Source organism: Microbacterium sp. MAH-37, from assembly GCF_009758255.1.
Taxonomy (GTDB): domain Bacteria; phylum Actinomycetota; class Actinomycetes; order Actinomycetales; family Microbacteriaceae; genus Microbacterium.
This window is the reverse complement of sequence record NZ_WSEN01000008.1, coordinates 32,851-45,468: the sequence shown is the minus strand read 5'-3', so window position 1 is coordinate 45,468 and position 12,618 is coordinate 32,851. Positions and strand designations below refer to the sequence as shown.

The 12,618-nt window shown below is 71.7% G+C and carries 9 protein-coding genes; 5 read left to right on the top strand and 4 right to left on the bottom strand.

Going from position 1 to position 12,618, the window contains the following annotated elements:
- Positions 1 to 1,191, bottom strand: a complete 1,191-nt coding sequence (locus tag GON06_RS10605) for a class I SAM-dependent methyltransferase (RefSeq protein ID WP_332837403.1) — start codon at positions 1,189 to 1,191, stop codon at positions 1 to 3.
- Between the two features lie 164 nt (positions 1,192 to 1,355).
- On the opposite strand from GON06_RS10605, the gene groES reads away from it, so the two are divergent.
- From groES to GON06_RS10580, 5 genes are all read left to right on the top strand, one after another.
- Positions 1,356 to 1,652: a co-chaperone GroES gene (gene groES, locus GON06_RS10600; RefSeq protein WP_017203655.1), complete on the top strand. Its 297-nt coding sequence runs from the start codon at positions 1,356 to 1,358 to the stop codon at positions 1,650 to 1,652.
- A 187-nt stretch (positions 1,653 to 1,839) separates the two neighbouring features.
- Entirely contained in the window at positions 1,840 to 2,961 is a 1,122-nt protein-coding gene (locus GON06_RS10595) for a hypothetical protein (protein ID WP_157312288.1), read from the top strand.
- Positions 2,962 to 3,049: 88 nt separating this feature from the next.
- Complete coding sequence (locus GON06_RS10590; RefSeq protein ID WP_157312287.1) at positions 3,050 to 3,271, top strand: hypothetical protein; 222 nt, start codon at positions 3,050 to 3,052, stop codon at positions 3,269 to 3,271.
- A 53-nt stretch (positions 3,272 to 3,324) separates the two neighbouring features.
- Positions 3,325 to 5,196, top strand: a complete 1,872-nt coding sequence (locus tag GON06_RS10585; protein WP_157312286.1) for a dynamin family protein — start codon at positions 3,325 to 3,327, stop codon at positions 5,194 to 5,196.
- Positions 5,193 to 6,824: a dynamin family protein gene (locus tag GON06_RS10580; RefSeq protein WP_157312285.1), complete on the top strand. Its 1,632-nt coding sequence runs from the start codon at positions 5,193 to 5,195 to the stop codon at positions 6,822 to 6,824. The genes GON06_RS10585 and GON06_RS10580 overlap by 4 nt, the downstream gene beginning before the upstream one ends.
- 427 nt (positions 6,825 to 7,251) lie before the next feature.
- Here the strand turns inward: GON06_RS10580 and GON06_RS10575 are convergent, their stop codons facing one another.
- From GON06_RS10575 to GON06_RS10565, 3 genes are all read right to left on the bottom strand, one after another.
- Positions 7,252 to 8,094, bottom strand: coding sequence for an IniB N-terminal domain-containing protein (locus tag GON06_RS10575; protein ID WP_157312284.1), 843 nt, complete (start codon positions 8,092 to 8,094; stop codon positions 7,252 to 7,254).
- 165 nt (positions 8,095 to 8,259) lie between these two features.
- A complete protein-coding gene (locus GON06_RS10570) occupies positions 8,260 to 10,770 on the bottom strand; it encodes a LuxR C-terminal-related transcriptional regulator (RefSeq protein WP_157312283.1) in 2,511 nt (836 codons plus the stop codon).
- A 48-nt stretch (positions 10,771 to 10,818) separates the two neighbouring features.
- On the bottom strand, positions 10,819 to 12,513 hold the full coding sequence (locus GON06_RS10565) for an Hsp70 family protein (RefSeq protein WP_332837399.1): 1,695 nt from the start codon (positions 12,511 to 12,513) through the stop codon (positions 10,819 to 10,821).
- Positions 12,514 to 12,618 lie beyond the last annotated feature (105 nt).

The following is a 12,618-nucleotide window of genomic DNA, read 5'->3' as shown; positions in this document are numbered from 1 at the left end:
TCAGACCCGGTCGGCGAGGATCGCGATCCGTCCCGCGGGCGTGCGGGTGAGGATCAGCGTCGCCTCCTGCGAGCCCTTCAAGGCGAGTTTCCTGCGGAACACGGCCGGGTCGATGTCCATGCCGCGCTTCTTGATCTCGAGTCGGCCGATGTCGTGCGCTCGCAGCGCGGTGTTGATCGTCTTCGGATGCGCCGCCATGGTCTCTCGCACCCGGAACGATTGCACGAACGGGCTGGTGAGCGCTTCGTCCCCGGTGAGATACGCGATCTGCTCGTCGAGCATGCCGGCGTCCAGCATCCGGGCCGCATCGCCGATGAGACGGGCGCGGATGACCGCGCCATCGGGCTCGTGCAGGAATGCTCCGAGCTCGCGCACCGGGGCGTCCTCGGCATCCGCCGCGCCCGTCAGCTCGTGCATCGCGTCGCCGCGCACGACGAGCGCGGCACGACGGATGCCGGGACGCGCGAGCACCCCGCTCCAGAGCACCAGCTCGACCACACTGCCGTCTGCGCTGACCCACTGCGCCTCGACGTCGCCGGGGATCAGGTCGCGGTCAAGGCCCGGGCCGAGCTTGATCCCGGTGGGCACGCGCGCGGCCAGGTCGAAGCACCAGTCCAGCGAGGGAGACCAGTCGGATGCCGCGACGCGCTGCGTCTCGGAGTGCCCGGCCGTGCGGCGGGCGGGGTCGAGCCAGACGGCGCCCTGCGCGGCATCCGCATACTCCTCGGCCGTGCCGTGCGACACGGTCACGTCGTCGCCGAACGGCGCCAGGTTGTAGGCGGCGATCGCGGCGGTCACGTCGTCGGCGTCGACCGCGTGCACAGAGAGGCCGGCACCGGCGAATGCCAGGGAGTCGCCGCCGATCCCGCATCCGAGATCCGAGACGACGTGCGTGATGCCGGCCTGCCGCATCCGTACGGCGTGCAGCGTCGCGACGTTCAGCCGCGTGGCCTGTTCGAGGCCGGCCCGGGTGAACAGCATCCGGTCGGCGAACTCGCCGAACTTGGCCTGCGCCTTCGCACGCAGGTGCGCCTGGCCGACGACGGCCGACACGAGGTCGGGGGAGTGCCCGGCGGCGCGCAGCCGCGACACGGCCTTCGCGACCTCGGCCGCCGACGTGATCGGCCCGACCTCGTCGAGCAGCGCGAGTCCGTCGCGGGTGAGCAGCGCGGTCAGCTCGGTCATCTCCACCCCCTCAGCCTACGTTCCCGGGGACATTCCTCAGGGGGTGAACGGGAAGGGGGTTGGCACTCGCATTGCGTGAGTGCCAGCCGACCGCATACACTGGCATTAGCACTCTCCCCCTGAGAGTGCGAACCAGTCTTCTGATTGTTCAGCCGAGAAAGAGGTAGACCGTGTCGGTTTCCATCAAGCCGCTCGAGGACCGCATCGTCATCAAGCAGGTCGAGGCCGAGCAGACCACCGCGAGTGGCCTGGTCATCCCCGACACCGCCAAGGAGAAGCCCCAGGAGGGCGAGGTCGTGGCCGTGGGCCCCGGCCGCATCGACGACAACGGCAACCGCGTCCCGCTCGACGTCGCCGTCGGCGACCGCGTGCTCTACAGCAAGTACGGCGGCACCGAGGTCAAGTTCGGTGCGGACGAGTTCCTCGTCCTGTCGGCCCGCGACGTGCTCGCGGTCGTCGTCCGCTGACGCACTGACGTTCCAGAAGGGTCCGGATGCCTGGCATCCGGACCCTTCTGCGTACCCGACGCACCCCCGTCGATCCCCGATGCCGCCCCCATAGCCCGCGGGGTCACCCCCGATGCCGGACGCCTCGCTGACGTCGACACTCTTATCAAGCGCTTCAAGGCGCTGTCACCGATAAGGGGAATCGATCATGGCACTGGAAGACAACCTGAACGTCCTCGGGGCTCAGTGGAACGTGGGTCTCGAGAACGTGGGCAACGACAACTCGGACAACTCGGACAATTCCGACAACTCCGACAACTCGACGAACGACTCCAACAACGACCTGTTGTCCAACAACGACACCGACGTCGCCGACTCGTTCAACGACAACTCCGACAACTCGGACAACTCCGACAACTCGACGAACGACTCCTACAACGAGGACGACTCGATCACGGTCAAGGACTCGTTCCAGGACAACTCCGTGCACGACTCGGGCAACCAGACGCTGAACGACCACTCGGTCAACGCCGGCATCCGGCAGTACAGCTCCGGGTTCAACGACCTGAACCTCGACTTCGGCGGAGCCGCGGGCATGGCTGCGATGGGCGGCGGCGCCGACGTCGACATCGACATCGACGCAAGGTCCACGGTCAACGACCAGTCGGTGAACCAGAACATCACCACCTCGTCCGGCAGCGGCGGCGCGGCCATCGCGGTCGGCGGCGACGCCGACGGCGGCTGGGGCGGCCCGGCCTTCTCGGGCGCGGGTGGCGGCGACACCGGCTCCGGTGGCGCGGGCGGCGCCGGCGGGGACGGCACCGGTGGCCTGGGCGGCCTCGGCGACGGCGGTGACGGCACCGGCGGTGCCGGCGGCGCAGGCGGCGGGACGGGAGCAGGCGGCCCTGCCGGCTCGCTGGCCGACGGCGGCGACGCGAACGGCGGCGACGGCGGCAACGGCTGGGCGAACGGCGGCGACGCCGACGGCGGCAACGTCGGGCAGTACTTCGGCCAGAGCAGCCAGGTGGCCTCGGGAGACAACTCGATCGCGGCCGGCGGAGACGTCGACGTGCGCAACATCGACACCGACATCTCGGTCGGCGACATCTCGATCGGCAACCGCTACGCCACCGACTCCTTCAACGAGGACTTCTCCGACAACTGGTCGGTCAACGACTCGTTCCAGGACAACTCCGACAACTCGGACAACTGGTCGGTCGACGACTCGTTCCAGGACAACTCGGTCAACCCCGATGTCGACGTGGACGTGGACGTGGACAACTCGAACGTGCTGAGCCCCGGCGCAGACGCGAACGAGTTCGACTTCTGATCGAGTCGCACACTCTGCCCGGTCGCCCCTCGCGGGCGGCCGGGCAGCACCACTACACTCCAGGAACACCCGATGCGGGGAGTGGATCATGTTCGAGATCGTGGATGGCGATCCGGCTGACGAAGAGCCGGTGATCGACCATTTCGGCACGGGTACGGAGCTCGACCCGTTCACGAGCAACGCCTTCACCGAGGAGATCCAGAACGTCGACGAGGCGGACTGGACCACCCTCGACCCGGATCTGCTGTGGAGTGCGGATCCCGGTGACGGTCCCGACGCGGATGCCGCGGGGCCGGACCTTCTGGCCTGAGCAGAACGAGCGGGCCGACACGAATCAGCGGGGGACACGTGCAGCAGCAGGGGATGGACACCGAGAGGGCGCTCCTCGACATCGCCAAGGCGGTCGAGGAGCTCGCCGCGTCCGCGGGCAGGAACGATCTGGCGGCGCGACTGGAGACCACGCGCGCACGGCTGATCGACCCTGCGGTGCGCGTGATCGTCGTCGGGGAGTTCAAGCAGGGCAAGAGCAAGCTCATCAACGCGCTGGTCAACGCGCCGGTCTGCCCGGTCGACGATGACGTCGCCACGAGCGTGCCGACCGTCGTCGGCTACGCCGAGCAGGCGGGGGCCTGGGTGCTCGAGCGTCCTTCCGCCGAGGCGCAGCCGGAGCGGCGGGAGGTGCCGATCGACAGGCTCGCCGACTACGTCTCCGAGCGCGGCAACCCCGGCAACGAGCGCGGGGTGCTCTCCGCCGAGGTGCAGCTGCCCCGCGAGATCCTGCGCGGCGGCCTGAAGCTGATCGACTCGCCCGGCGTGGGCGGGCTGGAGTCGTCGAACTCGCTCGCGACCCTCGCCGCGCTGTCCTCGGCGCACGCCGTGCTGCTGGTGTCGGACGCCTCGCAGGAGTACACCCAGCCCGAGGTGCAGTTCCTGCGGCATGCGATGCGCATCTCGCCGAACGTCGCGGCGGTGCTGGCGAAGACCGACCTCTATCCGGAATGGCGGCGGATCGAGGATCTCGACCGTCGGCACCTGAGCACCACTGGGGACGTCCCGATCTTCGCCGTCTCCAGCGACCTGCGGCTGATGGCGGCCGAGCTGCAGGACCGTGAGCTGAACGACGAGTCCGGCTTCCCGGCCCTGGTGTCCCATCTGCGGCGCAGCATCCTGGGCCGGGCCGAGGCCATCCACGAGCGCAGCGCCGCGCACGACCTGAGCGCGATCGTCGAGCAGCTCGGCATGTCGCTGAAGGCGGAGCTGAACGCGCTGCAGAACCCGGAGGACACCCCGCGGATGATCGCGCAGCTCGAGGAGGCGAAGGAGCGTGCCGACGAGTTCCGCGGGCGCTCCGCCCGCTGGCAGGTGACGCTGACGGACGGCATCTCCGATCTCGTCGCCGACATGGAGCACGACGTGCGCGACCGGCTGCGCCGCGTGCAGCGCGAGGCGGAGCGGGCGATCGACGAGGGCGACCCCGGTCCGATCTGGGATCAGTTCCGGGAATGGCTCGACCAGCGCGTGACCGCGGCGATCACCGAGACCTTCGTGTGGACCGACGAGCGATCGCGCTGGCTGGCCGAGGAAGTCGCCGAGCTGTTCAGCCAGGATCAGACCGAGGTGCCGGTCGTCTCGCGCGGCGATGCCCGAGACGCACTGGACCAGGTCGACGACATCGCCGGGCTGGATCACGGGCAGCTGGGTGCCGCAGAGAAGATCTACATCGGCGTGCGCGGGTCGTACGGCGGCGTGCTGATGGTGGGCCTCGCGACCGGGTTGATCGGCATGGCGCTGATCAACCCGCTGTCGCTGCTCGCGGGCGTGCTGGTCGGGCGGCGCGCCTACCGGGAGGACATGAACGCCCGGCTGTCGCGACGCCGACAGGAGGCGAAGGCGATCGTTCGCCGGCACATCGACGAGGTGACCTTCCAGGTCGGCAAGCAGCTGAAGGACCGGCTGCGCCAAGTGCAGCGCAACGCACGAGATCATTTCGGATCGCTGGCGGAGGAGCTGCACCGGTCGCTGTCGGAAGCGCTGACGAACGCCAAGGCCGCCGCCGGGACCTTCGCCGCGAACCGCGACGAGCGGGTGGTCGTGCTGAAGCGGCGTCTCGCCGAACTGGAGCGGGTGCGGCGGGCGATCCCGGTGCTCCCCGAGCCGCTGGAGGCGGGATCGACCGAGACTGCGATCGCGCGCCGCCCGGCGGCCGGCATGATCGCTCCGGCGGCGCGATCATGACCGCCGACGTCATCGAGCAGACCCGCGAACTGCTCGGCACCGCCCGCGAGGTCTACGACGGCGATCGGGAGCAGCTCGCGCTCATCGACCGGCTCGAGCTGAGGCTGGACGAGCCGCTCCGGCTGGCCGTTGCCGGCATGGTCAAGGCCGGCAAGTCGACGCTGCTGAACGCGATGCTGGGGGAGCGTATCGCCGCGACCGACACCGGCGAGTGCACCCGCATCGTCACCTGGTACCGGTACTCCGCCACGCCGACCGTCACGATGCACCTGCGGCAGGGGCCGCCGCAGCGGATGGCGATCCGGCGGGACCAGGGGCTCCTGCAGTTCGATCTGGGCGGCCGCACCGCCGAGGAGATCGAGTGGATCGACGTCGGCTGGCCGCTCAGCGGTCTGAAGGAGCAGATCCTCATCGACACCCCCGGCATCGCTTCGCTGTCCGAGGACACCTCGGCGCGCGCCGCGCGCTTCCTCACTCCGGAGGAGGCACCGTCTGCGGCTGACGCCGTCATCTACCTGATGCGGCATCTGCACGGCTCTGATCTGAAGTTCCTCGAGGCCTTCCGCGACACCGCGGCCGGTGCCGCGCAGAGCGTGTGCGCCGTGGCGGTGCTCTCGCGCTGCGACGAGGTCGGCTCCGGACGCATCGACTCGCTGCTCTCCGCTCGCCGGGTGGCCGCCCGCTACGAGCGCGACGGCGACCTCGCCCACCTCGCTCTCGGCGTGATCCCCGTCACGGGGCTGGTCGCCGAGGGAGCGAGGACGCTGCGCGAGAGCGAGTTCATCGCATTCCGCGCCCTGGCGGGCATGGAGCGCACCGACCGGGAGCGGCTGATGGTGTCCGCCGACAGATTCACCCGCGTCGCCGATGCCGCCGGACTCAGCACCCAGGTGCGTCAGGATCTGCTGGCCCGCTTCGGCATGTTCGGGGTGCGCCTGGCGACCGCGATCATCCGCGGGGGAGCGGACAGCTCGTCCGCACTGTCCGCGGCGATGGTGGAGCAGAGCGGCCTGGACGGGCTGCAGGAGTTCGTGCGCCGGCAGTTCCACCCGCGCGCCGCCACGCTCAAGTCACGCGGAGTGATCCTGCAGCTCGGCGCACTCGTCGAGCGCGAACCGCGGCCGGGCGACGAGCGGATCAGAGCGGGCATCGAGCGCTTCACCGCATCCGCGCACACGCTGCGTGAGCTCTCCATGCTCGCCGTGGCGCGCGCCGACGGCCTGCCGCTGGAGCCCGCTGACGCGCTGAGCGCACAGCGGATCCTCGGGGCGGACGGCGTCGCGCCGCGCACCCGATTGGGGCTGCCGGAGGAAGCGGATGATGCCGAGGTCGCCGCTGACGCGCACGCCGAGATCGACCGCTGGCGCTCGCTCATGGAGTCTCCGCTCACCGAGCGTGCGGCCGCGGTCGTGTGCCGAGCGGTGATCCGCAGCCTGTCCGACGTGGTGTCAGAGGTCGGCGCCCCGCGGAGCCTCCGGCCCGCGCCGCACGTCGACCCGCCGGGCGGACCAGGCGAGGGCGCGGGGCAGGATGCTGAGCAGCAGAGCCAGCAGGACAAGCGCCGCCTGCGCCGCCAGAAGTGGCTGAACCCACGATCCCTTCTCGCCGAGCGCGACCCACTCCGGTGACAGCAGCACCAGGGTCGCCTGCACGGCCAGGGTCGCCAGCTGCCACCAGCGCACCTGCGGCTTGCGGTTCAGGAACGACACCAGCAGCGTGATCTGCGCGAGCAGCATCGCCAGGCTCACCGCGAACACCGTCCAGAACAGGATGTCGGCGGCACTCTCGTAGGTGTCCTCCGACCGGCCCTTGTCGACCGTCTCCACGAGATCGGCGATCAGCGGCAGCAGGTCCTGACGGATCACGAACAGGTACACGACCGCGAAGCCGCCGACCGCGAAGCTGACGATCCACAGGAACTGGCTGAGGCGCACCTCGAACGGTGCGGACTTCTTGATGACGACCGGTGCGCCGTTGCGGTTCGCCAGCGCGGGCCGCTCCGGCGCGTCCCGCGTGAACGGGGCGTCGCCGGAGTCGAGCTGCATGCGGACCGGCTCAGTCATCGTCGAGCGGATCCTCGATGGCGGGTTCGTCGGCAATGGCGGCGCTCGCCGCATCCGCGTCGTAGGCGTCTCCGCCGGACGGAGCGGTCATGTCGCTCTCGAGCAGATCGGCCGGCTCCGGCACGTCCGCCGGAGCGGCGGGGGCCGCCGGGGCGCTCGCTGCCACCGGATCCGGGGCGTCGGCGGTCGGCGCCCCGGCGGCTGTCGTGGCGGCGTCCACAGCGTCGTGCACCGCGTCGCCCGCGGCTGCGCCGGCGTCTCCGTCGGTCCCGCCGCCCGCGGCGCCTGCGGCCGCAGCATCCGTGTCCTCGGCGTCCGCGTCGTCGGGATCGCCGGTGGTGTTGTGACTGCCGGTGTTGGTCTCGTTGCCGACCGACACGTCGCCGACGGTGACGTCGACGTCGGAATCCACCGTGGTCGCGTCGTCGCCGGCGGCGATCGCGTCATCACCGGACGCCACCACGGCGTCCTGGTCGAACACCTGCGTGACGTCGCCGCCCTCGGTCCAGATGTTCTGGTTCACGGACTGGTCGACGACCGTCGACCGCGCATCGATCGTGGTGAACTGCTGCACCATGCGCACGATGTCGTTCACGACGTCCGTGTCATGCGGATGCGGGTGCGACGGCGGATTCGGATGCTGCACGACCGACGGGTGATCGATGATCACCGGCGCCACCGCCTGCAGGTCTGCGCGGCAGACGCCGCCGAGCCCGTGTCCGTCCATCGTCGACTGCGGATGCGCGACGAAGTCCTCCGCGGCGTCCGGGTCGCGCAGCAGACTCAGAATGAATGCGATCAGCGCATCCGCGATCGTCTCGACTGGTGAGATCATCAGTGGCCCCCTTAAACACTTCGATCCATCGGCATCGCGCGTCCCCTCGCGGTGCCTGCTCAGATCCCCGCACATGGAGGATCACATCGATGCCAGAAGCGTAATCGCGATGCGCCGCCAGGGGATCGGGGGTGGCCCCGATACCGGTGGGGGCTTCGACGGGGGTCATGCGGGATCCCCCGTGATCTGCGATCGCTGCGGCGTGCCTGCGCCGGCGTCCGCGCCCAGCAGGACGCGGAGCTTGCCCAGCACCTCCGACCGCGAGGTCGCGCCCAGCCGCTGGCGGATGTGGGCGATGTGGTGCTCGACCGTGCGCGGCGAGATGAAGATCGCCTCGCCGATCTCGGCGTAGGTCTTGCCGTCCAGCACCATGCGCGCGACCTCGATCTCGCGTTCGCTGAGCATCTCGGTCGGCACGGCGGGCACCTCGCCGCTCGCGGCCTCGTCGGTCGTGGCGGCGATCCTGCGCGTCTCGTCGGCGGGATGCAGCTCACGTGCGCACGCCAGCAGCCTGGCCGCGATGCGCCGGTCGGTGCTGCGCGCGGCGCCGTGCCCGGCGAGCCGGGCGGCATCCCATCGCATGCCCGCCGAGGAGAGCCCCTGTGCGGCGGCCTCGACGGCATCCGGATCGACCTTCCCGGCGAGCACCGAGGTCCACACCCGTCCGGCGCGGGCCATGGCCGCGGCGACGGGGTCGGTGGCGGATGCCGCCACCAGAGCCTTGGCATGCGGTGCGAGACTCTCCGGAGCGTTCGTCAGGATGCCCTGCTGGATACCGGCCCAGAGCAGCTGGCAGGTCCACAGCGACGGCCCACCCAGTTGCGCGGTGATCGCCAGCGCCCGCTCGAGGGCGGGCTGGATGCGGGCGGCGTCGCCGACGCGCGCGGCCGCGGTCGCGAGCTCGGCCAGCGGATGCACCAGGAACAGGTCGATCTCGGTGCGCAGGATGCTGCCGCGGGCCTCCTGCCAGGCTGCTTCGAGCCCCGCGGCGCTCTCGTAGCGGCGGGCGATCGCCACGCGCAGTGCGCGGGCGAGCAGTTGATCGCGCGGCGACAGTGCGCATCCGTCGGCGAGCGCCTGATCCAGCGACTCGCGCGCCTCTGCGGGATGCGCGCGCTGCATGGCGACCCATGCCCGCCACAGCAGCAGCCGCCGCACCGCCCAGGGGCCGCCGTGTCCGCCGGCGATCGCGTCGTCGAGCACGACCTGGGCCGTGGCAGTCGCGCCGAGGTTAAGCGCGACGACGGCGGCGATCACGGCCGGCAGTTCGCAGATCGCCGATGCCGTGCCGGCGGATGTGTACAGTGACGCGGAGCGGACCAGGTCGGCCAGCACCTCCTCGGAGCAGCCGGACTCGAGAGAGGCGGCGAGGCCGCGGTGCAGCAGGTCCATCGACACGCCGAGGGCGGACGGCGCCGTCTGATCCGTCGCGGCCGCGGGCGGTCGGAACGCGCCCACCGCGAGCGCGGGGATCGCGGCGCGCGCCGCGGCGATCGCGTCTGACGGCGCATCCGCACGGTACACGGCGTCGGCCTGCAGCATCATCCCGCGTGCGGCCCAGACGGCCGCCGAGACATCGGTGAGCCGGCCGCGGTCGCAGGAGCCGGGGGGAGCGGACTCCGCGATCGCGGCCGCCCCGTCGATGTCGCCGGCAGCCCAGGCCGCCTCCGCGCGGCGGCCGGCGACGGCGGACTCCTCCGCCCCGCAGCGCACCGCGCCGCGATAGAGAGCGGCCGCACGCTGCGGTCGAGCTGCGAGCAGCCGGTCGGCCTGCTCGACCAGGATCGCGGCGAGCCGGTCGTCGTTCGGCAGATCAGGCAGGTCGCCGTCGCCGTCCGCGGCATGCCGGGCGAGGTCATCGCCGAAGCGGCCAGTCAGTTCCCGCAGCCGGTGCGCGGGCATCACGGCCAGCACGGCGCTGCGCACCAGCGGAGCCGGGCGTCCGTTCCGCTGCAGCAGACCTTCGGCGTAGGCCCGCATCACAGCGAACTCGGCGGCAGCGTCGGCTGTCGATGCGAGGCCCGCGGGATCGACGCACGCCTCCTCCACGACGCTCCGGATGACCGGATCGACGGTGTCGAGGCGCTGCGCGACGCACTCCTGCAGGGCGCGCTCCACATCGGCGTGCGCGGCGCCGCCAGGACATCCGCGCGGATCGTGCCGCTGCAGCGCCTCCCACACCAGCCACGAGATGCCGAGCGTCGCCGACAGGATGCGATCGACGCAGGCCGTGGATGCACCGTCGAGGCTCTCCAGCACATCGGCTCGTGAGGCGTACCCCAGCACCACCGCCGGAAGGTGGCGCGACAGCCGCTGCGCGATCGCGGACTCCTGCTCCGGTACTCGCCAGGGCCGGCTCGCGACGATGAGCGCGGCGCGCGGGTCCTGAGCCCGCTGATCGAGCAGATCGCGCCCCTGTTCGTCGAGCAGGTGCGGATCGTCGACCAGCAGCACGTGATCGGCGGGGATGCCCGACAGATCGGCGGTCGCGCCGTGCGCGAGCACCGCCTGTCGGGAGTCGCTCTCGAAGAGGGCGTACAGGTGAGCCAGCGCCGTGGACTTGCCCGACCCGGCGCCGCCCACCAGCAGCGCTCTCGGCGTCGGGTTGCGCACATCGAGCTCGGGCCGCCGGAGGCCCGCCAGCACAGGAGGGCGCACGCCGGAGCGCGGCGTCATGGATGTCACGTCTACGAGCGACATGATGATCGAGACCGCGTGGCCGGCTCAGGGAGCCGGAGCCTCGGTCGCTGCCGGTGCGACGCTCTGCTCGGGCGCCGGGGCCGGGTCGCTGGTGGGTTCCGGCGCGGGCGCCGGATCGCTGGCGGGTTGCGGCGGAGGCGCCGGATCGCCGGACGGTGCCGGATCGCCGGTCGGCTCGGGATCGGGGACCGGCGCCGGATCGGTCGTCGGCTCCGGCGCGGGCACGGGGTCCGTGGTCGGTTCCGGGGCCGGCTCGGCGGCGGGTGGCGCCGCGTCCACGGGTGCGGGGTCGGATGCCGGCTGAGACGGTTGCGGTGCCGGCGCCGGTGCGCTCGTCCCGGTACCCGGCGATCCGCCGCCGGAGCTGTCCTCTGCAGATGCGGAGCCTCCGCTGCGCTCGGGTGCACCGGTCTCCTGGACGGGTCCGGGCTCCCGGCCATCGAGGCGCTCCGCGGCTTGCGCGGTGTCAGGTCCGTCGCTCGCATCGGGCTCGGCAGAGAGCACGCCGATGAACGCCGCGTTCCGCGGCGGCATGACCGTGCTGTGCGTCGAGCCTGCGCCGGTGGCTTCATCCGCGCCCGCCCGCTCGCCCGCCGGAGTGGTGGCGGCGAGGATCAGGCCGCCCGCGACCAGCACGGCCGCGGTGCCCAGGGAGAACGCCGGGACGAGCCCGGGGCGCGGACGGCGCGTCGGCGCCGCGGCATCCTCGTCGTCGTCGCCGGGGTCTTCGGCGATCGGCGTCTCGGTGATCGGGGTCTCGGTGACGGCCGCTGTCGCGGCGGAAGGCAGCAGATAGGCGCCCGCCGCCCGGGCGGCGCCCCGCGCGATGGTCGCCCCCGGGTCGTCGTCCGCGAGCAGCGGCCGATCGAATCGCTCCGACAGCCGCTGTGCGACCAGCGGGATGCGGGAGGAGCCGCCCGCCAGCACGATGGCGTCTATCGCCCGGGTCGAGAGACCCGCCGCGTCGATGGCAGCCTCGGTGGCATCAAGCGTGCGCTCCAGCATCGGGCCCGCCATCGACTCGAACTCGGAGCGGGTGATCCGCACGCTCGTCTCGAGCGAGGGCAGCCGCACCGGCACCGCGGCATCCGCGTCGCTCGACAGCGACTCCTTCGCCGACGTGACGGCGCTGCGCAGGTCCGCGAGCGCCGCGCGGCGGTCGGGCGCGACTGCCGCCGCGAGATCCGCTCCCGCCATCCGCAGCACGTGCACGAGCAGGGCGTCGTCGAGATCGTCGCCGCCGACATCGGGCAGAGCGACGGATTCGCCGACGCAGCGCAGCCGCTCCGCGTCCTGCTGGACGACCGTCGCACGGAACCCGTCGCCGCCGAGGTCGTAGACGACGACCGTGCGCGCCTCCTCGGATGCCTGCGGCGGATGCCCGTGCACGGCGGCGATCGGCGCGCGCATCATCGCCACGTCGCCCAGCCCCACCGCGCGCAGCGCCGCGTGCACGGCGGCCAGGCGGTGGCCCGACCACTCTGCGGGATGCACGAGCACGACAGCGGCCGGCGCGGCGTCGTGCTGCGCGGACACGTCGTCAACGATCCAGCGCGCCAGACGCGCGACGAACTCCGCCGGCGTCGCCGCGAAACCGCCGACGACCACCGGCGCATCGTCACCGACTTCGCGGGTGAACCCGCGGATCAGCCGGTCCGGTGCGCGCACGCCACGCTTCTCGGCCTCGTGTCCGAAGACGACGTCACCGTCGTCCGTCACGAATCCGAGCACCGCGGTGCTCCCGGGTCCGCCATCGATCTCGGCAGACTCGACTTCTATCTCCCCACTCGACGCCGAATGGTAAGAAACAGCCGCCTCCCAACG

What these genes read in the sequence shown, in the direction of transcription:
- GON06_RS10595 (WP_157312288.1), top strand. Translation starts at nt 1,840, where the DNA reads ATGGCACTGGAAGACAACCTGAACGTCCTCGGGGCTCAGTGGAACGTG.
- GON06_RS10590 (WP_157312287.1), top strand. Translation starts at nt 3,050, where the DNA reads ATGTTCGAGATCGTGGATGGCGATCCGGCTGACGAAGAGCCGGTGATC.
- GON06_RS10585 (WP_157312286.1), top strand. Translation starts at nt 3,325, where the DNA reads ATGGACACCGAGAGGGCGCTCCTCGACATCGCCAAGGCGGTCGAGGAG.
- GON06_RS10580 (WP_157312285.1), top strand. Translation starts at nt 5,193, where the DNA reads ATGACCGCCGACGTCATCGAGCAGACCCGCGAACTGCTCGGCACCGCC.
- GON06_RS10575 (WP_157312284.1), bottom strand. Translation starts at nt 8,094, where the DNA reads ATGATCTCACCAGTCGAGACGATCGCGGATGCGCTGATCGCATTCATT.
- GON06_RS10570 (WP_157312283.1), bottom strand. Translation starts at nt 10,770, where the DNA reads ATGACGCCGCGCTCCGGCGTGCGCCCTCCTGTGCTGGCGGGCCTCCGG.